The sequence below is a fragment of the Microbacterium sp. LjRoot205 genome (assembly GCF_056175745.1).
On sequence record NZ_JBGFFH010000001.1, the window covers coordinates 472,415 to 497,553 of the forward strand.

The following is a 25,139-nucleotide window of genomic DNA, read 5'->3' on the forward strand; positions in this document are numbered from 1 at the left end:
CGAAGTCTCCTCCCCGCGGACAGATCTCCTCCCCAAGGTGTGCGAGCCCCAGGGTGTGCGAGCCCGAGGGTGTCTGCCCGAGTGTGCGAGCCCGAGTGTGCGAGACCGAGGGTGTGTGCCCGAGGGTGTGAGAGCCCGAGGGTGTGCGGGGCTGAGGGAGCGGCGAGCTCAGCGGAAGTACGACGCCCCGTTGAGGTCGAGCAGGGTGCCCGAAGCCCACACCGCCGAGGAAGACGTGAGGTAGGCGACCGCATCCGCCACCTCTTCGGGGGTGCCGACGCGACCGAACGGGCTCTGCCCGCGGATGCTGTCGCCCTGCTCGCTCTCGAGCTTCGCCGACTGTCGCTCGGTCGCCACCATGCCGGGAGCGACGGAGGTCACCGAGATGCCATGCGGGGCGAGAACGAGGGCCATCGACTGGCCGAACGCCTGCAGCCCCGCCTTCGTCGCGGCGTATGCGGGGTGGTCGGCCTCGCCGCGGAACGCTCCACGCGACCCGACGTTGACGATCGCCCCGCCGGATCCGCGCTCGATCATGTGCTGCGCGACGAGCATCGTCACGTTCGACGCCCCGAGCAGGTTGACCGACACCATCGCAGACCAGGCGGCCTGCCACTCGGCGTACGACGCCGAGTCGACGCGATGCGCGTTGGCAGCGCTCGGCGCGACCGCGGCGTTGTTCACGAGGATGTCGAGCGAACCCAGGGCGGCGACGGCCTCCTCGACCACGCGCTGCGCCTCGACCGGATCCCCGAGGTCGCCGCCGATGACCGCGTGCCCCGATCCCTCGAGCGATGCGAGGGTCTGCTGTGCGGCATCCCGATCGCGGCCGTAGTGAACGACGACACGGTCGCCTCGTCGAGCGAACGCCTGAGCGACCGCGCGACCGATGCCTCGCGAGCTGCCCGTGATCAGCGCATTCGCCATCTCAGGACGCGACCTGCGCGGGACCGATCGCGTGCACCGGCGGCTCGATCTCGGCCCAGACCGAATCGAGCGAGAGGTGCAGCACACCGGCGATCGCCGCGATGGTCGAGAAGGCGGGAGTCGCGACCCGACCCGACTCGATCTTGCGCAGAGTCTCGGGTGAGACACCCGCGTCGAGGGCGACGCTCAGCATCGACCGATCGCCGCGCGCTCGCCGCAGCAGGGCGCCGAGACGCTCTCCGCGTTCGACCTCGGCGGGAGTCAGCGGCATGCGAACCATCATGTGCCCATTCTAATACCGGGATAGTATTACCGGGATAGTTATTGGACTGACCACCATGCCGAATGCGGAGGCCACAATGATCGAGATCCTCAACGACGACCAGCTCGCCCGGGCGAGGGATGCCGGCGCGCTCGTCGGGGGCATCCTGCAGTCGCTGAAGCAGCGCACGACGGTCGGCGTGAACCTGCTCGATCTCGACCGCTGGACGAAGCAGATGATCGAGGATGCCGGCGCAGTGTCCTGCTACGTCGACTACGCCCCGTCGTTCGGCCGCGGGCCCTTCGGACATTACGTCTGCACCGCGGTGAACGACGCGGTGCTGCACGGGATGCCGCACGACTACGCGCTCGCGGACGGCGACCTGCTCACCCTCGATCTCGCGGTCACTCTGCACGGGATCTCGGCGGATGCCGCCATCAGCTTCGTGGTCGGCGACAGTGTCGGACCCTCCGACGATGCCGCATCCGCCGATCTGGCGATGATCGACGCGACCGAACGGGCGCTCGCCGCGGCCATCGCCGTCGCCCGCCCGGGCGCCCGCATCGGCGACCTCTCGCACGCGATCGGCACGGTGCTCAGCGATGCCGGCTACCCGATCAACCTCGAGTTCGGGGGCCATGGCATCGGCTCGACGATGCACCAGGACCCGCACGTCGCGAACGACGGGCGCCCCGGTCGTGGCTACACGCTGCGCCCTGGTCTGCTGCTCGCGCTCGAACCGTGGGTCATGGCCGACACCGACGTGCTGGTGACCGACGCCGACGGCTGGACCCTCCGCAGCGCCACCGGCTGCCGCACAGCCCACACCGAGCACACGATCGCGATCACCGAGACCGGAGCCGAGATCCTCACGCTCCCGCGCTGAGCGTCACTTCTTGCGCGACCCGCTCCGCACGCGGCGCACCGCACGGCCGGCCAGGTCCTTGAGTCGCCCACCGGGCCACTGCCGGCGCAGCTCGACAGAACCGCCGCGCCCGACGACCGGCGTGCACGTGCGACCCGCGAGCAGCGGCGAGTGCCCCGCGGCCGCGAGCGTCCCGGCATCCGCGGTGAGGGGCACGTCGAACGTCCACCCCGCCCGCCTGACCGTCACGAACAGCTTCGCGCCGCGTGACTCGTCGGCAGGCCCGAACACCTTCAGCGGATCGATCGCGACCGAGATCGCACCGAGGCTGCGCGGATGCACGGAGGCGATGCGACGCTCGACCCCTGCGGCCTTGTCGCGCAGCACCAGCTCGACCTGATCGTTCTGCAGCTCGCGCCCTGCTTCGAGCAGAGCGGTCGGCAGGCCGTCCATCGACACCGGCAACGAGGTCAGACGCCCCGTGCCGTGTTCGAACACGAGGGCTTCCTGTCCATCGCGGGTGACCGAGACGTCGAACGTCAGATACAGGCCGCCACCCCGCGACCACCGGGCCGACGTCACGACCGCGCGGCATTTCATCTCCATCTCGAACCGTGCGAAGCTCACCAGGTCGGCCCGCCGATCTGCGCGCAGCAGCCCTGCCCGGATGCGGTTCGGGAACGACAGGCCGCCGTCGACGCCCGGTCCGAATCGGCGCTTCGCGAGCGGCCCGACCACGTCGATCAGACGGTCGCGATACTCATCCGGGTAGCCGAGGAACTTCTTGCCGGTCAGCCGCTTCAGGATCTTTCCGCGGAACCAGTGACGCAGCAGCCTGTCGCGCAGTCGCCCGGGCTCGGTGTAGCGCTCGACCAGGTCGAGAACGGCCTCGAGATGAGGGAAGTACGTCTCCGGCTCGATGCGCGACGAGCTCGCGCTGCCCGCATGCTTGACCCACGCGTAGCAGGGCTGGCTCGCGAGGATCGAGATCGTCGACGCCTCGAAGTATGCCCGCATCACGAACAGGTGATCCTCGAGCCGCACCTTGCCGTCGGGGAAGCGGATGCGGTTCTCGCGCAGGAACGAGGTGCGGAACATCTTGTGCGGCGTCAGCATCTCGAGCAGCGGATCCTCGCCGAGGCGCGCCCGGGGCACGTCCTTCCGGAAGATCCGGCTCGGCAGCCGGCGGCCGATGCCGACCTCCTTGCCCACCACGACATCGGAGGAGTGCTGGTCGGCATAGTCGCAGAGGGCTTCGAGGGCGCCGTCATAGAGCCAGTCGTCCTGATCGACGAACTGGATGTACGTGCCGCGTGCATCGTCGATGCCGTGGTTGCGCGGGGTTCCCGGCCACCCCGAATGCGCAAGGTACGCCACGCGCACGTAGTCGCGATCGCGCGCGATCTCGACCAATCGCGCGGCCGTCTCCTCGCCCGAGCCGTCGTCGCACAGCAGCACCTCGAACCGGTCGTGATCGAGCGTCTGTCGGTCGAGGGAGTCGATGAGTTCGTCGAATGCCGCTCCCGGTCGGAACACAGGGACGACCACGCTCACCCGGATGGAAGTGGACGCAGGGGAAACGGCAGCAGAATTCGACATCGACATCAGTGAAACATCGTCGGCTGTGGAGCGCAGGGGGCTTGCTTTCAGGAGCCCGTGCGTGCAGTGCGCGTCAGCACCCCTGGGTGTGAGCTGCGCACATCCGCCGAACTTTCTCGGCGATGCCGGATTCCCACCCGGCACTCAGCCTTAACGATATATCGTTGACTATCGCTCACCATTTCCGGGAGGTCACCATGAACAACGCATTCCCCTCGAACCCGTTCGGCGGATCCGGCTTCGGCTCGGGCCCCGGCGGACCCGCATCCGCGATCTTCGATGCCATGGACCAGCTCCGCAAGACGTTCGAGCAGCGCCCCAGCGGCGGCTCGCGCATGGCGAAGGGAGACGTCCGCACCGCGGTGCTGTCGCTGCTCGCCGAGAAGCCGATGCACGGCTACCAGATCATCAACGAGATCGCCGATCGCAGCGGCGGTTCGTGGAAGCCCAGCGCAGGCTCGGTCTACCCCACGCTGCAGCTGCTCGCCGACGAGGGCCTCATCGAGGCCGATGAGCAGAACGGTCGCAAGACCTACTCGCTCACCGAGGCCGGCCGTGCCGTCGCCGCCGAGCACACCGAGACCCCTGCCCCGTGGGAGTCGCAGTCGAAGGGCGAGGGCTCGCACGACAACCGCCGCTACAGCGCACTGCCGAAGGCCGGTGTCGACCTCGCGGCCGCCGCCGCAGCCGTCGGTCGCAGCGGCAGCACCGAGCAGGTGCATCAGGCGGTCGAGATCCTCGATGAGGCCCGCCGTAGGCTGTACTCGATCCTCGCTCAGGACTGATCGCACACGACCCAGGGACGACACATGACGGATGCTGCGGCGCAGGGCGCCCATCGTGCCCGGTACCGCCGCATCCTGTCGTTCGCGGCGCGCGAGTTCATCAAGGTCTGGTGGTTCGAGCTCGTGCTGCCGCGCTTCGGCATGAGCTCGATCGCCGAGCGCACCCGCGCCCCGCGCATGCAGCGCTTCGCGAAGCGGTTCCACGTGCTCGCGGTCGAGCTCGGCGGACTCATGATCAAGGTCGGGCAGTTCATGTCGTCGCGCCTCGACGTGCTGCCCCCTGAGATCACGAAAGAGCTCGAGGGCCTGCAGGACGAGGTTCCGGCGGTGCCGTTCACCGGCATCCGCGCGGCCGCCGAGGCCGAACTCGGCATGCCGCTGGAGCAGGCGTATGCCTGGTTCGACGAGACACCGGTTGCTGCCGCATCCCTGGGACAGGCGCACCGAGCCCGCCTGTCGGCGCAGGATGCCGTCGACACCGGACTCGCGAACGTCGTGGTCAAGGTGCAGCGTCCGGGCATCGACGAGATCGTCGCGGTCGACCTCGCGGCGCTGCGCCGCGTCGCTCGCTGGGCGATGCGCGTCAGGCTCGTCAGCGACCGCGTCGACGCCCCCGGCCTCGTCGAGGAGTTCGCCCAGACCAGCCTCGAGGAGATCGACTACCTGCACGAGGCCGCGAGCGCCGAGCGGTTCCGGGAGAACTTCGCCGGGGATGCTCGCGTCGACGCCCCCGAGATCGTCTGGGAGCGGTCGACGCGCCGCGTGCTCACGCTGTCCGACGTCACGGCGATCAAGATCAACGACACCGATGCTCTGCGTGCGGCGGGCATCGATCCGTCGGAGGTCGCCGACGTGTTCGCGGAGGTCATGTTCGATCAGGTGTTCACGCACAGCTTCGTGCACGCCGACCCGCACCCCGGCAACATCTTCGTGACGCCGGAGCCGGCATCCGCCACCGGCAGGAACTTCCGCCTGACCTTCATCGATTTCGGCATGATGGCCGAGGTGCCGGACAACCTTCGCGACGGCCTGCGCACGCTGCTGATCGCGGTCGCCGGTCGCGACAGCCGCGGGCTCGTCACCGCGGCGCAGGAGATCGGCGTGCTGCTGCCGTCGGCCGACACCGCCGAGCTCGAACGGGCGCTCCGTGCGCTGTTCGCCCGCTTCGGCGGCATGGGCTTCGCCGAGTTGAGCAAGGTCGACCCCCGCGAGTTCACGGACTTCGCCGATGAGTTCGGCGACATGGTGCGCTCGCTGCCGTTGCAGCTGCCCGAGAACATGCTGCTGCTGATCCGCGCGGTGTCGCTGACCTCGGGCATGTGCTCGAGCCTCGATCCCTCGTTCAACGTGTGGGATGCCGCCGAGCCCTACGCCGCACGGCTGCTGCGCGACGAATCCGGCAACCTCATGCAGGACATGGCTCAGCAGGCCATGGAGACCGCCGCCGTCACATACCGCCTGCCCAAGCGCATCGACGCGATCATCACCCGCGTCGACGACGGCAACGTCACGTTCGACACCTCGGCCCTCGAACGCCGCCTCGACCGACTCGAAGGCATCGCGCGCCGCATCGGCTCGGGGGTGCTCTTCGCCGCGATGCTCGTCGGCGGCGCGCTGCTGGTGCCCTCGATCCCGCCGCTCGGCATCACGCTCATCTGCGTCTCGGCACTGCCCCTGCTGCACTCGGTCTTCGGCGGTCGCCGCCAGCCGCGCTGACGTCTGCTCGCGGCACCCGGCAATACCACCTCTCAATCGAGATGCGGCTGTTCGCGCGCGCCTCGTCCGCGTGAGGTTCGCCCGCACGCGCCGACCGAACCGTCACGTGTCATCCGTGAGAGTTCTGAGCACTCTCGGAGCAAAGAATCGTCGATCATAGGTGTCACCGGGTACTTGGCGGAGGATGCGCAGATCGACGAGTTGACCGACAAGCTTGTTCGCCCGCGTGTACGACAGGTTCAGATCTGACTCCACCTTTCGCACGGTGAAGGATGGATTGGCTACGGCAAGATCGACCAGCGCGTGGGCGGAGTCTGCTCGAAGGGTGGAGGCTCTCACGAGTTCTTTCAGTTCCGTCTGTACTGCCACTAGCGCGACCATTTGGCGACGGGTCTGATCCGCCGCGGCTTGCAGACCGCGTGCGAAAAAGCGTACGAAACTATCCCAGTCTCCGTCGGCGCTGACTCCGAAAAGCATGTCGTAGTAGTCCTGGCGGCGCGACTCAAACCAAGGTGACACCGTGAGCGTGGGTTCCTCGAGCACTCCACTGAGCTGGAGATGCAACACGATGAGGAACCGTCCCAGTCTGCCGTTGCCGTCGCGGAAGGGATGGAGAGTCTCGAACTGGTAGTGAGACATCGCAGCTGCAACGACTGGATCGATGTGACCGCCGTGAGGCCGCTGCATCCAATCGGCGAGATCGCGCAGGTTCGCCTCCAGCTGGAGGCCGGGGGGCGACGGGATGAATCGGGCCGCATGCGCGGGAAACCCGAGCACGTCGGCATCGGGACGTCTGCCGATAACGACCTGGTTGTCTCTTACCCGCCCCGATACGGCATGCAAGGGCGTGCCCCTCATCAGGACTCCCTGTAGCTCGCTGAGCAACGAAACGGAGATCGTCTGCCCTCGCGCGATCTTGTCGAACCCCAGGTTGGCCATTCGAACGTAGTTCAGGACCTCGACGAGTTCGGCGGTGGAGGCGTTGTTCTCGTCGGCTGTGAGAACGGCAGCCAGAGGAGCGTACGTCCCCTCGAGCGCGGAAGTGCTCTGTGCCTCTCTTCGCAACGTGGGCAGCCGGAGCAGCTGAGGGTTTGGTAGTTGCCGGGAGGTACTGTCGAGTGCGGCCAATGCCGCGCGGGCATCGGACACGGCCAAAAATGTTGCAGTGGTCAGATCGGGCATTTCGCTCGCGAGGGGCACCGGCACGAACGCTTTGTGGGCCCAGGGCCCGAGCTGGGGGTCGTGGCCGTCGATCGGCACGAGTGATCCCGTGGCTGAGTTTTGGAACATTCGAAGGTCCACAATGTAACTCTATGGCGTCATGAAGCACATTTGAAGTGCGGGAATGTTCCTTTCGTGTTAGCTAGGTCTGCTGTGATCGGAGCCTGTCCTCGGCACGGCATTCGATCCGGCCGCAGAATGCCGGCATGGGAGAATTGGTTCCCATGGACACTCCGGACGACACCCCCACCTCACGGACCGACGCTCCGAAGACCAACACCGCCGCAGTCCGACAGGCTGCGAAGGCCACGGAAGCCGCCCAGAAGATCGTCCGCGACATCGCGGCCGTGCCGCCGCGCGGCGTGCACCCCGCGCTCGTGCCAGGGGTCTCGGTCGAAGAGACCGGGCGCACCTATCGCACCGATCCGCTCGTCTTCGGCATCGCCGTCGCGCTGACAGTCGCCTTCATCGCATGGGGAGTCTTCGCGGGCGACAACCTCTCGGGCACGACGTCCACCGTGCTCGCATGGGTCGTCGAGTACTTCGGCTTCTTCTTCACGACGATCGCCACGGTCATCCTCGTCTTCATGCTGTTCATCGGCTTCAGCCGCTACGGACGCATCCCCCTCGGCCGTGACGACGAAGAGCCCGAGTTCTCGATGTTCTCGTGGATCTCGATGCTCTTCGCCGCCGGCATGGGCATCGGGCTCGTCTTCTGGGGCGCCGCCGAGCCGCTCACCTTCTTCGAGAACCCGCCGCCCGGCACCGTCGAGGCCGACACTCTCGAGGCCATGCACACCGCGCAGGCCCAGGTGCTCTACCACTGGGGTCCGCAGGCGTGGGCGTTCTACGCGCTCGTCGGTGGCGCGATCGCCTACGGCGCGTTCCGCCGCGGCCGCACCCCGTTGATCTCGTCGATCTTCGCCCCGCTGCTGGGTGAGGGCCGCACCACGGGCCCGCTCGGCCGCACGATCGACATCTTCTCGATCATCGTCACCCTGTTCGGCACCGCCGCATCACTCGGCCTCGGCGCACTGCAGATCGGCCACGGCGTCGAGATCGTGAGCGGCATCGGCGAGCTCGGCAACGGCGTGCTCATCGCCGCGATCGCCGTGCTCACGGCCTGCTTCATCGCATCTGCCGTATCGGGCGTATCGAAGGGCATCCGCGCGCTCTCCAACATCAACGCGGTCGTCGCGCTGCTGCTCGCCTTCTTCGTGTTCTTCGTCGGTCCGACGCTGCTCATCCTCAACGTCATCCCCTCCGTCGCCGTGCAGTTCCTCGGCGACCTGCCCGAGATGGTCGCCCGCTCGGCATCGCAGGGCGATGAGGCGCAGATGTTCCTGTCGAGCTGGACGATCTTCTACTGGGCGTGGTGGATCTCGTGGTCGCCGTTCGTCGGCATGTTCATCGCCAAGATCTCGCGCGGCCGCACGCTGCGCCAGTTCGTCTCGGTCGTCATCGTCGTGCCCGCCGTGATCTCGCTCGTGTGGTTCGCGATCTTCGGCACGACGGCGATCCAGCAGCAGATGAACGGCGCGAACCTCTCGGTCGATCCGCCGGAGGAAGTGCTCTTCGGCGTGCTCGAGAACCTGCCGTTCCCGCTGATCACCAGCATCGTCCTGATCCTGCTCATCTCGATCTTCTTCATCACCGGAGCCGATTCGGCCTCACTCGTGATGGGCACGCTCTCGCAGCAGGGCCGCCCCGAGCCGTCTCGCTGGGTCGCCGTGGTGTGGGGAGTCCTGGTCGGCGTGATCGCCGCGGTGCTGCTCGTCACCGGCGAAGAGGGCAGCGGTCTGAAATCGCTGCAGAACGTCACGATCATCGCCGCTCTGCCGTTCGCGGTGATCATGGCGTTCATGATGGTCGCGTTCATGAAGGACCTGCGGCGCGACCCGATGATCCTGCGCGAGCGCTATGCCCGCATGGCCGTGCGCCACAGCGTCATGGCCGGTCTCGAGGAGTACGGCGACGACTTCGCCCTCGTGCCGGTCGAGTACGACCACTCGGGAGACGACCTCGCCTGGATCGACGAGGCCGACGTCGACGACAGCCTGGCCGAGGTCTACGCGACGGCCACCGAGGCGATCGACATCATCCCCGCCGACGCCGCCAGCTCCACGGATGCGGGTGCGGATGCAGGTGCGGATGCAGGTGCGGATGCGGATGCGGGTGCAGGTGCGGACGCAGGATCGGACCCCTCCGGCCTCGCCGAGCGCCCTTCCTGACCTCACGCGTCGCGGCGCCGGTCCGTACGCGGTGCGGGGTCGAAAGTGCATCCGAATCAGCCGTTTCCGGTGCGAAATCGACCCCGCACGCGAGTCGCGATGCGACATCGACCCCGCGCGCGGGGTGTGCATGCGGGATGCGCACGCGAGTCGCGCAGGCGGACTCAGACCGCGGCCGTCTCCGACTCGGCAGCGGTCTCGCCCGGAGCGGTCTCGTCACCCGCGACGGTCTCGACCGGCACGGCCGCGGCGGCGGTGATCTTCGCCGCCATGCCCGCGAAGATGAAGCCGTGGAACGGCAGCACGCCGAGCCAGTACAGCCGACCAGCGAGCCCTCGGGGGAAGAACACGGCGCGCTGCTCGTAGCGCGACCCGTCGCCGTCGGGCAGCGCGCGCAGTTCGAGCCACGCATCGCCAGGAACCTTCATCTCGGCGCGCAGGCGCAGCAGTCCGCCGCTCGCGGGGGAAGAGTCGGTCTTGCGGCCGGGCTCTTCGACGGCCTCGACGCGCCAGAAGTCGATGGCGTCGCCGACGCGCGCCTCGGCCTTGCTGCGGCGTCCACGGCGAAGGCCCACGCCGCCGACGAGGCGGTCCATCCACCCGCGCACGGCCCACAGGAACTTCGACGAGTACCAGCCGTTCGAGCCGCCGATGCCGATGATCACGCGCCACAGGCCGTCGACCGGTGCCTCGGTGCGCAGCTTGCGCGTGTCGGTGAACACCGTGCGACCGGCCCAGTCGGGGTCGCTCGGCAGCGGATCGCTCGGGGCGCCCGAGACCTCGGCATCCTTCCAGCTCGTCTCGATGGTGTCTGCGGCGTCGCGACCCAGCGCGAGCGAGACCGCCGTGCGATACGGGGTCAGCCCGCCGTCCGGCTGCGGAATGAGGTCGTCGATCGCGTGGTCCTTCACGATGCACTCGTTCTGCAACGACGCGACGAGCGGTCGGGCGATCGACCGTGGAACCGGAGTCACGAGATTGACCCAGTGCGACGCGAGACCGGGGGTCAGCACCGGCAGTGCGGCGATCGCACGCTGACGGAGTCCGGCTTCGAGCGCGTATCCGTTCATCATCTGGCCGTATCGCAGCACGTCGGGTCCGCCGATGTCGACCGCGCGGTTCACGTCGTCGTCGACGCGGGCAGCGCCCAAGAGGTAGTGCAGCACGTCGCGCACGGCGATCGGCTGGATGCGGTTGCGCACCCACTTCGGCGCCGGCATGTAGGGCAGCACATCGGTGAGGTGGCGGATCATCTCGAACGATGCAGACCCCGAGCCGATCACGACGCCCGCCTGCAGCACGAGCGTGGGCACGCCCGACTCGAGGAAGATCTCGCCCACGCGCACGCGGGATCGCAGGTGCGGCGACAGCTTGGCATCCTCGGGGTGCAGCCCGCCGAGGTAGACGATCCGACGCACTCCGGCCTTGGCCGCGGCATCCGCCACCGTGGTGGCCGCTCGTTCGTCGCTCTCTTCGAACCCCTTGCCCGCGGTCATCGAGTGGATCAGGTAGTAGACCACGTCGACATCCTTCATGGCCTCGGCGACGGCTTCGGCGTCGTCGGCCGAGCCCTCGACGATCTCGCAGTCGGGACCCCAGGGGAAGGATGCCGCACGCGCGGCGTCACGGGCCAGTGCGCGCACCCGATATCCGGCGTTCAGCAGTCGCGGGGTCAGCCGCCCGCCGATGTATCCGGTGGCACCGAGCACCAGCGCGCGAGGTGCCGATCCGTCGTCGCGGGGGAGGGCGCGCAGGGCTTCTTCGTGCCCGGTGGGCTGCGTGAGCTCGGTCATGACTCGAGCGTAGGCGCGAATCCTGAAGTTTTCACTAGGCTGGCGACTCACTAGTTCATCTAGTAATCTTTTCACCGAGGAAGGGGAACCATGTCGACAGCAACGCAGTACCGCACACGCCGCGATCTCCGATCGCGCCGTCTCGTTCCGATCGACTCCGTCGACGTCGCTCCGCTCTCGGCCCGCGCGGCCGTCGGCCGTTCGACGGGGATCCGACGCGTCCCGGTGGCCCCTGCGCGACCGCCCCTCTGGAAATCTGCCGGAGTCGCCGGCCTCATCGCGGTGATCGCCGCGGCAACCCTGCCGCTGGCGGCCTCCGCGCTCGACATCCCCCTGTGAGACGACATCACAGCACCCCGACCGCAGACCACCGCTGGTACGAGAAAGGATCCCCCATGGGACTCGATGACAAGATCAAGAACACCGCGCAGGACCTCGCCGGCAAGGCGAAGGAAGCCGTAGGCAAGGTGACCGACAACGAGAAGCTCGAGGCGGAGGGCCGCGCCGACCAGGCGAAGGCCAACGTCAAGCAGGCTGGCGAGAACGTCAAGGACGCTTTCAGCAACTGACGACAGTGACACAGAGCGGGGAGGCGGCGTATGCCGCCTCCCCGCCTTGTGTGCGGCCTGTCGTACGACGCGGATGCCGCAAGAGAAGGAAGATGGCACGATGTCCGATCCCCTGAAGAGCACCCCCCTGAGCCTGTGGCAGCGACTGATCCGTCGCCTGCGGCCGGTGACGGACGAACCGCGACGACTCACCGTCGACGATGTGACCGTGGTCGACCGCCCGATGCTGCGCCGCGCCGTCGCCGGCACCGTGGTCGGCAACCTCATGGAGTGGTACGACATCGGCGTCTACGGCTATCTCGCCGTGATCATCGGACGCGCGTTCCTGCCGGATGCGTCCGCCGGAGCGCAGTCGCTGTTCTCACTCGGCGTGTTCGCCGTGACCTTCGTCGCCCGTCCGCTCGGCGGCGTCGTGCTCGGCCAGCTCGGTGATCGTCTCGGCCGCCAGCGAGTGCTGGCCTTCACGCTGATCATGATGGCGGCGGCGACGTTCCTCATCGGCGTGCTGCCCGACTTCTCGGTGATCGGCATCTGGGCACCGATCCTGCTCATCGTGCTCAAGCTCGCACAGGGCTTCTCGACCGGTGGAGAGTATGCCGGTGCCACGACGTTCATCACCGAGTACGCACCCGACAAGAGTCGCGGCTTCTATGCGTCGCTGCTCGATCTCGGGTCGTATATGGGCTTCGCGATCGGTGCCGCGTTCGTGTCGATCCTGCAGCTGACGCTCTCGGCGGAGACGATGCAGGGCTTCGCCTGGCGCATCCCGTTCCTCGTCGCGCTGCCGCTCGGACTCATCGCGATCTACTTCCGTCTCAAGATCGAGGACACCCCGGCGTTCCAGGAGGCGCAGGACGCGGCGAAGCGCGCGGCTGACGACGCTCAGGCCTCGCCGGATGCGCCGAAGGGCGTCATCGCGCTGATCCGCGCGTACTGGCGCGAGCTGCTCACGGCGTTCGTGCTCGTGGCCGCCGCCAACACCGTCGGGTACGCGCTCACCTCGTACATGCCGACCTACCTCACCGGCACTCTGGGCTACGACGAGGTGCACGGCACTCTGCTGACCCTGCCCGTGCTCGTGGCGATGGCGCTCTGCATCCCGCTCACCGGCAAGCTGTCCGACCGCATCGGGCGCAAGAGGGTGCTGTTCATCGGCTCGATCTCGGCGATCGTGCTCGCGGTGCCGTCGTTCCTGTTCATGATGCACGGCGAGATCTGGTCGACGCTGCTCGGGCTCGTGCTGCTGGCCTTCCCGGTGACGTTCTACGTGGCGAACCTCGCGTCGTCGCTGCCCGCGCTCTTCCCCACGTCGTCGCGCTACGGCGGCATGGGCATCTCGTACAACCTCGCCGTCGCGCTCTTCGCAGGCACCGCGCCCGTGGTGATGGAGGCGCTCGTGCAGCTCACCGGCTCGTCGCTGGCACCGGCCTTCTACGTGATCGGCACATCGGTCGCCGGCTTCATCGCCGTGATCGTGCTGAAGGAGTCGGCGCGCCGACCGCTGCCCGGCGCAATGCCGAGCGTGCAGACGATCGAGGAGGCCGTCGAGCTGGTCGAGACGCAGGAGGAGAATCCCGATCTCGATCTCGATGAGCTGTTCCCCGAGCGGGTGGCGGTCGCAGCGGATGCCGAGGCAGAGGCGGACGCTCAGGCGAAGGGCGACGTCGAGAGGGCCTGATCGGAGCGTCGGGTGGCCGGCCGATCGTCGGCCGGCTCTCGACGATCACTCGCCGGAGGACTCGGATTCCTCGTGCGAGCGGATGACCTCGCGCAGTTCCTGGTCGAGATCGGACGCCTCTTCGATCGCCGAGGTCATGCCGGCGAGGAACCGCGTGACCACGGCGCGCTCCTTGTCGCTCATCTCGTCGACCAGTGCCAGCATCCGCCTGTGCATCGCGCCGAGGGTTTCGCGAACCTCGTCGTCGCTGCTGACCGTCGGCACCACGATTCCGGCACGTCGATCGGTCGGGTGCGGCTCTCGCCTCGCGTGCCCGCCCTTCTCCAGGCGGTCGATGAGCGTCGTCGTCGATGCGGTGGAGATGTCGAGCATGCGGGCGATGTCGATGGCTCGCACGATGCGGCCGGCCCGCTGCTCGCGCAGCAGGAAACGCAGGGCGACGAGGTCGGTCTCGTTCATCTTCATCGAGATGCGTGTGCGTTCCCGCATCGCGGTCTCGGCCGCGCGGTAGCGACGCAGCAGGTTCAGGACGTCGACGGTGCTGGCGCTGTCGGCCTCGGGATACCAGTAGCCGGAACGGCTGAACTCCTCAGAGCGCTCCATCACGCCACCTCGCCATCATCGCTCAGGCTTTCTTCACTTCCACGGGGTTCCGCCTCGCGTGCGAGCATCTCGGCCGCGCCGGACTCGACCTCGGCGGGCACGATCCGGAGTATCCCGCCGGTGATCGCGTCGTGTTCGGCGGTGACGATCTGATCGATCCGCCACGCAGGCACGGAGGGAAAGTCCGCGCGCAGACGGTCGATCATGTCGGCGTACATGATGTACCCGGCATCCTCGAGTGCGAATCGCTCGACCATGAGGCCCCTTTCCCAGAATCCCATCATGTCACTTCATCAGAGTGGCTGGTCGCATTGGATTTCGCTAGGCAACCTGGTTACCTGTTTGTCGAGTACCATGGAAGGGTCAGGGGGTGACGCATGAGCAGCAGGACTGAGACGACGACGCGGGCGACCGAACTCGTCGCGCGTGTCGACGAACTTCGCAGGGCCGAGGCCCAGTTCGGGCGACGCCTTGCCGCCGTGCGCGCGCCGAACGACACCGACAGGGAGGCGATGAGGTACATCCTCGACGCCCCGGACGACGCCCCCGCCACGCCGGGCGGCCTCGCCGCTCACCTGAACGTCAGCACGGCGGCGATCACGAGCCTGCTGCGTCGACTTCAAGAGCGCGGTCAGATCGTCGTGGCGCCGCATCCTGCCGATGCCCGCTCCAAGGTGCTGCGCGCGTCGCTCCGCGATCTCAATGCGCAGGCCGATGAGCTGACGCAGCGCATCGAGTCGCTCGCCAGCGAGTTCACCCCGGAGCAGACCGATGCGATCACCCGGTTCCTGCGACGCCTGGCCGAGGAGATCGGCGACCTCCCCTAGGTCGGACTGTGATTTAGCTAGGTAACCTAGTAATCTATTTCTCAACGTAATGTTCGTCTGAGGGAGAGATCATGGGACGTCTGACGTACGGCAACACAGCAACGCCGATCGAGCTCGACGATCGGTTGATGACGCACCTGCGGCTCGTGATCGTGACGAAGCTGCGGCGAAACGAGTCCTTCCCGCTCACGCTCGCGATGGGCGACGGTGTCGCAGAGACGATCTGGGTGCACGCATCGATTCCGCTGCGCTTCTCGATGACGCAGGAGGCGGATGTCGATCGTTCGCTGGTGGTGGCGATGATGAACGCTGCGAACTCCGCGGGAGGCCTCGATCTGACCCGTGACGAGTTCGCCCGGGTGGTCGACGGCTCGCGCACCCTGCATGCGATGAGTGCGTGAACCATGTCCGCACGCATCAGGAACGCCGCCAAGGCTGTGACCAGCGCACGGGTGCGCTCGGCATCCCGGCCCCGAGGGCTGTGGGTGGAGGTCGACCCCGGCTTCCACGTCGGCAATGACCGACGTCAGTTCCTCGGTTCGATCACCGGGACGCCGCGCGAGGGCTTCCGCGCATTCGGGGCGCAGTCCGATTTCATCGGCCAGTTCGATCGCCTCGATGACGCGAAGGCCGCGATCGCCGCGGCGTCGGCGACCGCCGAGGGGTCTGCCCAGGTCGAACCGCTGCTGGGCTGATCTCAGGCAGGCGACGCCCGCGTCGCAAAGGGCGATTTTCGGCGACGAGCTGAGGCGTGTACCGTCGTTGCCATGACCTCGATCGAATCGATTCGACGCCCCGTCGCGGACCAGACGACCCGACGTGCGCGGATCGCCGTCTCGGCGCTGTTCCTCACGAACGGTGCGCTGTTCGCCAACATCCTGCCTCGCTACCCCGAGATCAAGGCCGCCCTCGACCTCGACAATGCCGGCTACGGACTCGCGATCGCCGCCTTCCCCGCCGGAGCCATCGCCGCCGGACTGTTCGCCGCCGTGCTGATCCGCCGCTTCGGTTCGGCGCGAATCGCGGTGATTGGCACGATCTGCACCGGCCTCGGGCTGCTCGCGGCAGCCTTCGCACCGTCCGGCATCCTGTTCGCCGTCGCCCTGCTGCTCGGCGGCGCGTTCGATGCGATCACCGACGTCGCGCAGAATGCGCACGGTCTGCGAGTGCAGCGGCGCTACGGCCGTTCGATCATCAACTCGTTCCACGCCATCTGGTCGATCGGCGCGGTGCTGGGTGGAGGCATGGCCGCGGCGGCGATCGCCCTGCAGCTGCCTCTCGGCGTGCACCTGGGCATCTCGACTGCGGTGTTCGCAGCCGTGGCCTTCACGGCACTCTGGTTCTGCCTCCCCGGCCGTGATGAAGAAGCGGATGCCGAGGCGACCGCTGAACCGGTCGAACTGCAGACCGCGGTGCGCCGCGGTGTGAGCCCGCGGACGGTGATGATCCTCATCGCGCTCACGCTCATCGCGATGGCCGGGGCGATCGCCGAGGACGCCGGCAACTCGTGGGCGACCCTGTACCTCAGCGACTCGCTCGGCGCCGCTGCCGCGGTCGCGCCCCTCGGGTTCATCGCTCTGGTGGGCGCGCAGTTCATCGGACGGATGCTGGGCGACGGAATGACCGACCGCTTCGGCCAGCGCGCCGTGGCCCGAGTCGGGGGCCTGATCGCCGCAGGGGGAATGGCCCTCGCGCTCATCTTCCCGAGCGTGCCCGGAACGATCGCCGGATTCGCCGCCGTCGGCTTCGGCATCGCGACGCTCATCCCCGCGGCCATGCATGCGGCCGATGAGCTGCCGGGTCTGCGCCCGGGGGCCGGTCTCACGATCGTGTCGTGGTTGCTGCGCATCGGTTTCCTGCTGTCGCCGCCGTTCGTCGGCTTCATCGCCGACACCGAGAGCCTGCGTGCGGGTTTGATCGTGGCGCCGGCCGCGGCGGTGGTCGCGGTGCTGCTTGCCGGAGTGCTCGAGAAGCGTCGTCCACGGGGGTAGTCGGCAGCGGCGGGCATGTCCAGACCCCTCCGCGCCCACCATGCCGCGGGTTTCGGCAGTATACGTATTCAATCCTCAAGAATTCCTGGAATATAGGCTTCCCTAAGTCCGTTGCATACGTATACCATCAGCGTCATGGGACATATCAAGCATCGGGCACTGCCGGTACTCGCCCTCGCAGCGGTGGGCATGATCGCCCTCTCCAGCTGCGGCGCCGGGACCCGCACCGACAACGCGAACTCGACAACGGTGTCGTGTGACTACACGGCTCCGGAGGGCAAGACCACGGTCAACGTCCTCGCCTACAACTCCTCGGCAATCGACCCGTTCACCGACACCATGGTGTCGAGCTGTTCGAACGACGACGTGACGCTGAAGCACGACCCGATCGACTTCGGCGGGCAGGTGACCAAGACCACGGCGACGCTCGCCGGCGACTCGGGCACCTACGACATCCTCGAAACCTACGGATTCGTTATCCCGGGCTTTGCCGAAGAGAAGAAGCTCGTTCCGCTGAACGACCTCTGGGACAAGTATGCCGACGACTACGGTCTGGGCGAGATCAGCGAGTCGATGGTGGAGGGCATGTCGTACGACGGCGACATCTACGCCATCCCGATGCAGGCGCAGATGTTCGTCATGGCATACCGCACGGATGTCTTCGACGACCTGGGGCTCGAGGTGCCGACCACCTTCGACGAGATGATCTCCGCCGCCGAGGCGATCCAGGCCGAGGGGCTCATGGACTACCCGATCGCGCTGCCGTGGCTCGCGACGAGCGACGTCTCCACCGGTTTCCAGGCCGCGATGAACTCGCTCGGCGCCGACTTCGTGAACGCCGACGGCGACGTGACGCTCGACGGCCCCGAGGCCAAGCAAGCCGTCGAGGCGATGCTCGCGCTCAAGCCGTACATGGATCCGCAGGTCACGACCTTCGACCAGCCCAAGGTGCAGCAGCAGATGTTCAACGGCACTGCGGCCATGTCGATCATGTTCTCGGGCCGGATGATCGACCTGACGCTGCCGGAGAACTCGAAGCTCTCCGACTCGTTCGGCTTCGCGGGGGCGCCCAAGCTCACGACTGACGCCGACTACTCCTACAACCGCCTGTCGATCGACGGATGGTCGATTCCGTTCAACACGAAGCTCGACCACGACATGCTCTTCCAGATGATGGCCTCGGCCGTCAGCGAAGACGCGTCGACGGCATCCGTTCCGGCGGCCTACCCGGCCCGCGAGGGGATGGTCACCGAAGAGAACTCGCCGTACGGCGCCGCCGCCAACGACTCGATCGCCTCGGCGATGCCGCCGATCGTGTCGCCGGTGCTGGCCGATCTGACCAACGAGATCCGCCCGATCCTCGTCGAGATCCTCAACGGCAACGTCTCCGTCGACGACGGGCTGGCGCAGATGCAGGCAACCGGCGAGTCCTTCGTCGGCTGATCCAGGACCGCCGGTCCGCGGCTGTGGCCTGAGCGCGAGTTCAGGCCACAGCTCGTCCAAGGGAGGACGCTTATGAAGACACGCGAGTTCTGGTTGCTCTTCGCACCGAGCCTGCTGGTGATGGGGGCGCTCCTCGTGCTCCCCCTGGTGCGCACGGTGCAGTGGAGCTTCGAGCAGGTCCGCTACGGCTCACCCGGATCGTTCGTCGGGCTCGACAACTTCGTCTACGCGCTGACTGATCCGCGCTTCCACCGGGCGGTCGCCTTCACCGTGATCGTCACGGTCATCACGACCGTGATCCTGCTCGTGTTCGGGTACATCATCGCGACAGGCGTCAACAGGATCACGACGTCCCGTCCGCTGGTACTCGGCATCCTGCTCGTCTCGTATGTGCTGCCCAACCTCGTGGGGGCTGTGGCGTTCTCGTGGCTGTTCGACGACAGCTTCGGCGGCGTCGTCAACCGGTTCATCGGGTTGATGGGCGGCACCCAGGTGCTCTGGTTCACCGACCAGGTTCCCAACGCGATCCTCGTGATCGCGAACACTGTCTGGTCGATGCTCCCGTTCGCGATGCTGATCATCCTGGCGGGGCTGCAGGGGGTGCCGAACGAACTGAAGGAAGCCGCGAAGATCGACGGAGCGAACGCCTTCCAGACCCACATCAGCGTGATCATCCCGACCATTCGCGGGGTGCTCGGGTTCGTGACGCTGATCACGATCATGGACGTCCTGAGGATGTTCGACAACCTGATCCCCCTGTCGCCGCAGGCGCAGTCGATCGGCAACGAGTCGATCATGCTCTACGTCTACTCGGTCGCCTTCGCCGACGGCGCACAGAACCTCGGCCTCGGCAGCGCGATCAACGTGCTCACCATCGTCCTCATCCTCATCATGCTGATCCCGTTCATCCGGGGCATCTTCAAGGAAGCGAAGGCAGAACGATGAGCCTCACGACCTCCGAGCTCTCCGACTCCGAGCTCTCCACCCGGGCGATCATCACCAGCGGCGCATCGAAGCGCAAGCGGCGCGGACCGAACCGCCCCCCGGTCATCACCGGACTGCTGCTCGGCATCCTCTGCATCGTGATGCTCAGCCCGTTCATCTGGATGGCGCTGTCGGTCACGAAGCCCACAGACGTCGCGTTCTCGAACCCGCCGGTGTTCTGGGACTACGAGCCCACGCTGCAGGCCTTCGTCAACCTGTGGGAGACGACCTACTTCGCGGACTACCTCGTCAACACCCTCGTGGTCGCCGTCGTCTCGACCGTGCTCGCGCTGGTCATCGGCATCCCCGCGGCGTACGCGCTCTCGAGGTTCCCGAGCTATGTTTCGGCGCTGCTGCTGGTGCTCGCCCTGATCTTCCGGGCGCTCCCGCGCTTCTCGGTCGTGCTGCCGATGTACGACATCAGCAGGGCGCTCGGCATCTACGACACGACGTTCGCGCTGGCGATCGCCCTCGTCGCGATCAACCAGCCGTTCACGATCTGGCTGCTGCGCAACTTCTTCGCCGAGATCCCCCGGGAGCTCGACGAGGCCGCCATGATCGACGGATGCACCAGGATCGGGATGCTGCGCCGGGTCATGATCCCGCTGATGGGCCCCGGCATCCTGACGGCCGGCATCTTCGTCTTCCTGTTCGCGTTCCAGGAGTACCTGACGGCTCTCGTGCTCACCGACACCTCGTCGAAGACCGTGCCGGTCTTCATCGCCACCCAGCTCGGGCAGACCCTGCCGATGCTGCAACAGGCGGGAGCCGCATCCATGCTGCTCACGATCCCGGTGTTCGTGATCGCGTTCATCGCGCAGAAGTACCTCGTCGCCGGCCTCAGCGACGGCGCTGTGAAGGGCTGACATGGCGGTCGCGGTGCCGCCGCTCGTGCTGCTGGCCGGCATGAACTGCACCGCCGATCTATGGGAGGACGGCGGTTTCGGAGGGGGAGCAGGTGGGGCGATCCGGCCGGTGCTGGATCGCCCCACCGTCGCGGAGCAGGTCGACGCGCTGCTCGACGAGCTGCCCGATTCGTTCATCGTGGTCGGGCACTCGCTCGGCGGCATCGTCGGCATGGCGCTCGCGCTCGCCGCCCCGACGCGTGTCGCGGGGCTCTGCCTCGTGTCGACCAACGCCAAGGCGCCGACCGATGCGCAGCGCTCCGGCTGGACGAGCTGGCTGGATGCTCTCGAAGGTGGTGCTGAGCCGCGAGCGCTGCAGGACAGCATCCTCCAGCCTCTGCTCGGAGAGGACGTCGTGCGAGATCGTCCCGACCTCGTGGAGCGCACGCTGCGCATGGGCGAGGAGACCGGGGCCGAGCGGCTGCGGGCTCAGCTGCGGATGCAGCTCACACGCACCGATCTGCTGTCGCGACTGGGCGGACTGACCATGCCGACGCTCGTCGTCTCAGGACTCGACGACGTCATCTGCCCGCCGCGTTTCCACACCGAGATCGTGTCGGCGATGCCGGACGCACGGCTCGTGTCTCTGGATGCCGGCCACCTGCTGCCGCTCGAGAGGCCGCGGGAATTCGGTGGACTCGTGGGGTCGTGGCGCTCGCACCTCCGCATCTGAGCCCGCAGACGCTCGGGCGCCGTCGCGCGGCGTCCTCTTGGGAGGAGGACTGCGCCCGGGGAGGAGAGAATCCGAGAGTCTCTCCTCCCGAAGCGCAGTTCTCCTCCCGAGGGGTGGGGATGAGGCCGCGGGCTCAGCGCTCGGGCGTCGCCAGTCCGCGCAGATGCGCCATGAGGGAGGAGGCGAGGTTGTAGACCACGAGGTCGGCGCCGTCGGTGAAGGCCGCGCTTGCCGCATCCCGCGTGCCGACGATGTCCATGCGCAGCGAACCGGCGCGTGCGAGGGCCGAGTGCACGGCGGCGATGGCCTGCGGCACGGGCTGATCATCCGGGCCGGAGCTGGCCGCGAGATCGGCCGGACCGACCATGATGCCGTCGAGGCGCGGCGCAGTGACGATCGCGTCGACGTTCGTGACGCCGCGGGGCGACTCGATCATGCCGAGCACCAGAGTGTTCTCGAGCCACCACTCGCGGTGGTCGGCGGGGTCGACGAGGCCGAAGCGCCCTGCCCGGCTGTACGTCGCGAAGCCGCGCGACCCGACCGGGGGGTACATCGCCGCGGCGACCAGCGCCTCGGCATCCGCTGTCGTGTCGAGGTGCGGAGCCAGGATGCCCTCGGCTCCCTGATCGAGCACCCGCAGGATCTGATTCCGATCGCCCTCGCCGACGCGCACGATGACCGGCACGTCGTGCACCTGCGCGAGCGCGATGTGCTGACGCAGCGCGACGAGGTCGGCCGGTCCGTGCTCGCAGTCGATCAGGACGAAGTCGAACTCGGCGACGGCGAGCATCTCGACGAGCTCTTCCGACGGCATCCGCAGCAGGGCGCCGATCAGCTTCTCGCCCGCCCGTGCCCTGGCGCGCAGCGACGGCATCAGGCCACCATCCCGGCCGAGAGGTCGATGTCGGCGCCGCACATGCCCGGCATCGCGAGCATCGCGATGACCGCCGCGCCGACCTCGTCTTCCGTCACCATGCGGCCGAGAGCCGCACGCGACACGAACGCCTGCTCGGCATCGTCGATGCTCGTGCCCGAGCGCTCGGCCTCGAGGCGGAAGTTGCGTTCCATCCGTGGGCCCTGCACCGGGCCGGGGGAGAGCGAGTTCACACGCACGCCGGCGGGGCCGACCTCGAACGCGAGCGTCGACGTGAGTCCGATCACGGCCATCTTCGAGGCGCAGTAGGGAGTGCGATGCGCGAGCGGACGCTTGCCGGAGACGGATGCCACGTTGATGACGTCGCCGTCGCCGCGCTCGACCATTCCGGGCAGCAGTGCCTTGCAGAGCAGGAAGGTGCCGCGCACGTTCACGGCGAACACCTCGTCCCAGTCGGCGACGTCGATGTCGGTGAGAGCCGCGACGGGGCCGGGGATGCCGGCGTTGTTCACCAGGATCGAGACATCGGTGCCGGCGAGCTGCTCGCGGAGCGCGTCGACGGATGCCGGGTCGGACACGTCGCACGATATCCCGCGCGCCCGTGACCCGAGGTCGGCCGCGACGCGGTCGAGCTTCGCGGCGTGGCGCCCGACCACCACGACGTGCGCACCGGCGGCGTGCAGCGACCGGGCGATGGCCGCCCCGAGTCCGCTGCCGCCGCCGGTGACCACTGCCGTGCGACCGGAGAGGTCGGTCATCGCGTCTCCGCGCCGACCGCGGCGTGGCTCTCTTCGATCCAGGCGAATTCCGTGCCGGCATGACGCCAGGCACGGGCGTCACCCGAGCGGGCGTGGCCCTCGAACAGCTCGACCCGGGCAGCGCGCCCGCAGACGGCGCCGAGCTCGGCCGACGACTCGGTGTTCTGCACCTCCTGGTACGTCACGGTGCGCAGATACTTGCCGACCCAGAGCCCGCCCGTGTACCGGGCAGCGCCGAGCGTCGGCAGCACGTGGTTGGTGCCGATCACCTTGTCGCCGTAGGAGACACACGTGTTCTCGCCGAGGAACAGCGCGCCGTAGTCGTGCATCTTCGTCAGAGCCTCGCGCGGGTTCTGGGTGAAGATCTGCACGTGCTCGAAGGCGAAGTCGTCGGCGATCCGATAGGCCTCGTCGAGGTCGTCGGCGACGATCACCTGACCCCAGTCGCGCCATGCCGGGCCCGCGTAGTCGCGCGTGGGCATGCCGGGAAGGATCTTCTCGATCCAGTCCATGACCTCTTCGGCCAGCGCCTGCGACGTCGTCACGAGCACGGCGGGCGAGTCGGGTCCGTGCTCCGCCTGAGAGAGCAGGTCGACCGCGGTGAAGAACGGGTCGGCGTGCTCGTCGGCGACGATGAGGATCTCGGTGGGGCCGGCGAACAGGTCGATGCCGACTTCACCGAACAGCTGCCGCTTGGCCTCGGCGACGTAGGCGTTGCCCGGCCCGGCGATCATGTTCACCGGCTCGATCGAGTCGGTGCCGACGGCCATCGCGGCGACGGCCTGGACTCCTCCGAGGATGTAGATCTCGTCGGCGCCGGCCATCTTCATCGCGGCCACGGTCGCAGCGGGGATCTCGCCGCGGATGGGCGGGGTGCACGCGACGACCCGAGGGACCCCCGCCACCTTGGCCGTGATGATCGTCATGTGCGCGGACGCCGTCAGCGGGTACTTGCCTCCGGGGATGTATGCCCCTGCGGCCTGCACGGGCACGTGCTTCTGGCCGAGGAACACCCCCGGAAGGGTCTCGACCTCGATGTCGACCAGTGAATCGCGCTGCGCCTGCGCGAAACGGCGCACCTGGCTCTGCACGAACTCGATGTCGGTGATCACCTGTGCATCGAGCGTGCCGATGATCTCCGTGATCTCCTCCTCGGAGAGTCGGTACGAGTCGCGACTCCAGTTGTCGAACTGCTCGGCATACCGACGCACGGCGACGTCGCCGTTCTCGCGGATGTCGCCGATGATTCCCCTCACCCGCTCGGCGACGTCCTGCTGAGCGGTGTCCGCGAACGTCTTCGTCGGCGCGGTCTTGAGATGCAGGGGCATGGCCCTTCCTTCCGTTGCATACGTATGTGCTGATTATGACCGCGTATGCATTCGGGCGTCAAGAGCAGTAGAATCCGTGAGATCGAGGGGGAGGCGCCAGATGGTCGTCACGAGTCGTGATGTGGCCCGCTTGGCGGGTGTCTCGCAGCCGACGGTGTCTCGGGCGCTGCGCGACGATGCGCGAGTGTCCGAGGCGACGAAGCTCAGGGTGCGCGAAGCGGCCCAGCTGCTGGGCTACGTGCCGAGCGAGGCGGGGCGTGCCCTGTCGTCGGGTCGAACCCGGCGCATCGGCCTGCTGCTGACCGATCTCGACAACCAGTTCTACTCGCACATCATCGCCCCGGTGCACCGGGAGCTCGAGACCCTCGGCTACCAGCTGATGCTGCACACCGAGTCGGCCGACAACGACACGATCGTCGAACGGCTGCTCGCCAACGGTCTCGACGGCGTGATCCTCGCGACCACCACGGTCGAGTCCGTCGCACCGTTGCGCCTGAAGGACCGCGGCCTGCCGTTCGTGTACTTCAATCGCACCGGCTCGTTCGTCGAGGCGGATGCCACCGTCGTCGATCCCGCGCCGGGCTATCGCGACGCTGTCCGGCGGGCGGTCGAACTCGGTCACACGCGCGTGGGAGCGGTGCTCGGACCGAGCAACACCAGCACGGCGCAGAGCCGGGAGGCGGCCTTGCGCGACGCCCTCGTCGCCGAGGGCGTGACGCTGCACGAGAGCGATGTGCGGCGGGTCCCGTACGGAGCGGCCGAGGGTGAGGCGGCGGCATCCGAGATCCTCGCCGGAGCGGACCGCCCGACCCTCCTGTTCTGCGGAAACGACGTGGTCGCGTACGGAGCGCTCAACGCCGCCCACCGCGCGGGTCTGCGCGTGCCCGAGGACCTCTCGGTCCTCGGCTTCGACGATCTCCCCGAGGCGGCCTGGCCCATCATCGACCTGGCCACGATCGGATACGACATCGCCGGCATGGCGCGCACCGCCGCAGACCTCATCGTGCGTCGCATCGAGGACCCGGACGCCGCACTCGAGAAGACGCGGTTCGAATCCGCTTTCGTGCCGCGGCGCACCCTCGCGGCCCCGCACGCCGGCTGACCCCG

The 25,139-nt window shown here is 67.7% G+C and carries 26 protein-coding genes; 16 read left to right on the forward strand and 10 right to left on the reverse strand.

The features are described 5' to 3' along the window. Positions 1–168: 168 nt before the first annotated feature. Together AC04ME_RS02390 and AC04ME_RS02395 are read right to left on the reverse strand one after the other, a co-directional pair. Positions 169–927, reverse strand: a complete 759-nt coding sequence (locus AC04ME_RS02390; RefSeq protein ID WP_475433429.1) for an SDR family NAD(P)-dependent oxidoreductase — start codon at positions 925–927, stop codon at positions 169–171. 1 nt (position 928) lies between these two features. Beyond that, on the reverse strand, positions 929–1,207 hold the full coding sequence (locus AC04ME_RS02395; RefSeq protein WP_455905603.1) for a helix-turn-helix domain-containing protein: 279 nt from the start codon (positions 1,205–1,207) through the stop codon (positions 929–931). A gap of 79 nt (positions 1,208–1,286) precedes the next feature. Here AC04ME_RS02395 and map point away from each other — a divergent pair, with 79 nt between their 5' ends. Next, positions 1,287–2,075 (forward strand): type I methionyl aminopeptidase, encoded by a 789-nt coding sequence (map, locus tag AC04ME_RS02400; protein WP_475433431.1) that lies wholly within the window; start codon positions 1,287–1,289, stop codon positions 2,073–2,075. 3 nt (positions 2,076–2,078) lie between these two features. Here map and AC04ME_RS02405 read toward each other — a convergent pair whose 3' ends face one another. Further along, a complete protein-coding gene (locus AC04ME_RS02405) occupies positions 2,079–3,608 on the reverse strand; it encodes a glycosyltransferase family 2 protein (protein ID WP_475433433.1) in 1,530 nt (509 codons plus the stop codon). A 242-nt stretch (positions 3,609–3,850) separates the two neighbouring features. Here AC04ME_RS02405 and AC04ME_RS02410 point away from each other — a divergent pair, with 242 nt between their 5' ends. Both AC04ME_RS02410 and AC04ME_RS02415 read left to right on the forward strand, forming a co-directional pair. Next, a complete protein-coding gene (locus AC04ME_RS02410) occupies positions 3,851–4,438 on the forward strand; it encodes a PadR family transcriptional regulator (RefSeq protein ID WP_475433434.1) in 588 nt (195 codons plus the stop codon). Between the two features lie 24 nt (positions 4,439–4,462). Beyond that, positions 4,463–6,154: an ABC1 kinase family protein gene (locus AC04ME_RS02415; RefSeq protein WP_079112039.1), complete on the forward strand. Its 1,692-nt coding sequence runs from the start codon at positions 4,463–4,465 to the stop codon at positions 6,152–6,154. A gap of 102 nt (positions 6,155–6,256) precedes the next feature. On the opposite strand, the gene AC04ME_RS02420 is transcribed toward AC04ME_RS02415, so the two are convergent. Continuing rightward, positions 6,257–7,414, reverse strand: a complete 1,158-nt coding sequence (locus tag AC04ME_RS02420) for a Fic family protein (RefSeq protein WP_475433436.1) — start codon at positions 7,412–7,414, stop codon at positions 6,257–6,259. A 167-nt stretch (positions 7,415–7,581) separates the two neighbouring features. On the opposite strand from AC04ME_RS02420, the gene AC04ME_RS02425 reads away from it, so the two are divergent. Continuing rightward, the gene (locus AC04ME_RS02425; protein WP_475433438.1) at positions 7,582–9,606 is read left to right on the forward strand and encodes a BCCT family transporter; all 2,025 of its coding nucleotides are present in this window, start codon (positions 7,582–7,584) and stop codon (positions 9,604–9,606) included. 164 nt (positions 9,607–9,770) lie between these two features. Here the strand turns inward: AC04ME_RS02425 and AC04ME_RS02430 are convergent, their stop codons facing one another. Beyond that, positions 9,771–11,399 (reverse strand): SDR family oxidoreductase, encoded by a 1,629-nt coding sequence (locus AC04ME_RS02430; RefSeq protein WP_475433440.1) that lies wholly within the window; start codon positions 11,397–11,399, stop codon positions 9,771–9,773. A gap of 90 nt (positions 11,400–11,489) precedes the next feature. Between AC04ME_RS02430 and AC04ME_RS02435 the strand changes: the two genes are divergently transcribed. From AC04ME_RS02435 to AC04ME_RS02445, 3 genes are all read left to right on the forward strand, one after another. Next, on the forward strand, positions 11,490–11,738 hold the full coding sequence (locus AC04ME_RS02435; protein ID WP_042540724.1) for a hypothetical protein: 249 nt from the start codon (positions 11,490–11,492) through the stop codon (positions 11,736–11,738). 56 nt (positions 11,739–11,794) lie between these two features. Further along, a complete protein-coding gene (locus AC04ME_RS02440) occupies positions 11,795–11,968 on the forward strand; it encodes a CsbD family protein (RefSeq protein ID WP_475433441.1) in 174 nt (57 codons plus the stop codon). A gap of 100 nt (positions 11,969–12,068) precedes the next feature. Beyond that, positions 12,069–13,646, forward strand: coding sequence for an MFS transporter (locus tag AC04ME_RS02445; protein WP_475433442.1), 1,578 nt, complete (start codon positions 12,069–12,071; stop codon positions 13,644–13,646). A 45-nt stretch (positions 13,647–13,691) separates the two neighbouring features. Here the strand turns inward: AC04ME_RS02445 and AC04ME_RS02450 are convergent, their stop codons facing one another. Further along, positions 13,692–14,249 (reverse strand): MarR family winged helix-turn-helix transcriptional regulator, encoded by a 558-nt coding sequence (locus AC04ME_RS02450; protein ID WP_056375338.1) that lies wholly within the window; start codon positions 14,247–14,249, stop codon positions 13,692–13,694. Further along, on the reverse strand, positions 14,249–14,506 hold the full coding sequence (locus AC04ME_RS02455; RefSeq protein WP_042537280.1) for a hypothetical protein: 258 nt from the start codon (positions 14,504–14,506) through the stop codon (positions 14,249–14,251). Before AC04ME_RS02455 ends, AC04ME_RS02450 begins: the two co-directional genes overlap by 1 nt. 120 nt (positions 14,507–14,626) lie before the next feature. Between AC04ME_RS02455 and AC04ME_RS02460 the strand changes: the two genes are divergently transcribed. From AC04ME_RS02460 to AC04ME_RS02495, 8 genes are all read left to right on the forward strand, one after another. Beyond that, positions 14,627–15,076: a MarR family winged helix-turn-helix transcriptional regulator gene (locus tag AC04ME_RS02460; RefSeq protein WP_475433444.1), complete on the forward strand. Its 450-nt coding sequence runs from the start codon at positions 14,627–14,629 to the stop codon at positions 15,074–15,076. 71 nt (positions 15,077–15,147) lie between these two features. Then, positions 15,148–15,477, forward strand: a complete 330-nt coding sequence (locus AC04ME_RS02465; protein WP_475433446.1) for a DUF7882 family protein — start codon at positions 15,148–15,150, stop codon at positions 15,475–15,477. A 3-nt stretch (positions 15,478–15,480) separates the two neighbouring features. Next, positions 15,481–15,771, forward strand: coding sequence for a hypothetical protein (locus AC04ME_RS02470; protein ID WP_079112045.1), 291 nt, complete (start codon positions 15,481–15,483; stop codon positions 15,769–15,771). A gap of 72 nt (positions 15,772–15,843) precedes the next feature. Further along, complete coding sequence (locus AC04ME_RS02475) at positions 15,844–17,067, forward strand: MFS transporter (protein WP_475433448.1); 1,224 nt, start codon at positions 15,844–15,846, stop codon at positions 17,065–17,067. Positions 17,068–17,202: 135 nt separating this feature from the next. After that, positions 17,203–18,510 carry an ABC transporter substrate-binding protein gene (locus tag AC04ME_RS02480; protein ID WP_042537269.1) on the forward strand — a complete coding sequence of 436 codons (1,308 nt, stop codon included), beginning with the start codon at positions 17,203–17,205 and terminating at the stop codon, positions 18,508–18,510. A gap of 72 nt (positions 18,511–18,582) precedes the next feature. Beyond that, the gene (locus AC04ME_RS02485) at positions 18,583–19,455 is read left to right on the forward strand and encodes a carbohydrate ABC transporter permease (protein WP_042537267.1); all 873 of its coding nucleotides are present in this window, start codon (positions 18,583–18,585) and stop codon (positions 19,453–19,455) included. Further along, positions 19,452–20,360 (forward strand): carbohydrate ABC transporter permease, encoded by a 909-nt coding sequence (locus tag AC04ME_RS02490; protein ID WP_079112047.1) that lies wholly within the window; start codon positions 19,452–19,454, stop codon positions 20,358–20,360. The genes AC04ME_RS02485 and AC04ME_RS02490 overlap by 4 nt, the downstream gene beginning before the upstream one ends. A gap of 1 nt (position 20,361) precedes the next feature. After that, positions 20,362–21,072 carry an alpha/beta fold hydrolase gene (locus AC04ME_RS02495; protein WP_079112048.1) on the forward strand — a complete coding sequence of 237 codons (711 nt, stop codon included), beginning with the start codon at positions 20,362–20,364 and terminating at the stop codon, positions 21,070–21,072. Positions 21,073–21,205: 133 nt separating this feature from the next. Here the strand turns inward: AC04ME_RS02495 and AC04ME_RS02500 are convergent, their stop codons facing one another. Genes AC04ME_RS02500 through hisD form a run of 3 tightly spaced genes read right to left on the reverse strand, consistent with a single transcriptional unit; the run spans position 21,206 to position 24,032 of the window. Beyond that, entirely contained in the window at positions 21,206–21,946 is a 741-nt protein-coding gene (locus AC04ME_RS02500; RefSeq protein ID WP_475433451.1) for an HpcH/HpaI aldolase family protein, read from the reverse strand. After that, positions 21,946–22,704: an SDR family NAD(P)-dependent oxidoreductase gene (locus AC04ME_RS02505; protein WP_475433453.1), complete on the reverse strand. Its 759-nt coding sequence runs from the start codon at positions 22,702–22,704 to the stop codon at positions 21,946–21,948. The genes AC04ME_RS02500 and AC04ME_RS02505 overlap by 1 nt, the downstream gene beginning before the upstream one ends. After that, positions 22,701–24,032 (reverse strand): histidinol dehydrogenase, encoded by a 1,332-nt coding sequence (hisD, locus tag AC04ME_RS02510; RefSeq protein WP_475433455.1) that lies wholly within the window; start codon positions 24,030–24,032, stop codon positions 22,701–22,703. The genes AC04ME_RS02505 and hisD overlap by 4 nt, the downstream gene beginning before the upstream one ends. Positions 24,033–24,132: 100 nt before the next feature. Here hisD and AC04ME_RS02515 point away from each other — a divergent pair, with 100 nt between their 5' ends. Then, entirely contained in the window at positions 24,133–25,134 is a 1,002-nt protein-coding gene (locus AC04ME_RS02515) for a LacI family DNA-binding transcriptional regulator (RefSeq protein ID WP_056375350.1), read from the forward strand. Positions 25,135–25,139: the final 5 nt, after the last annotated feature.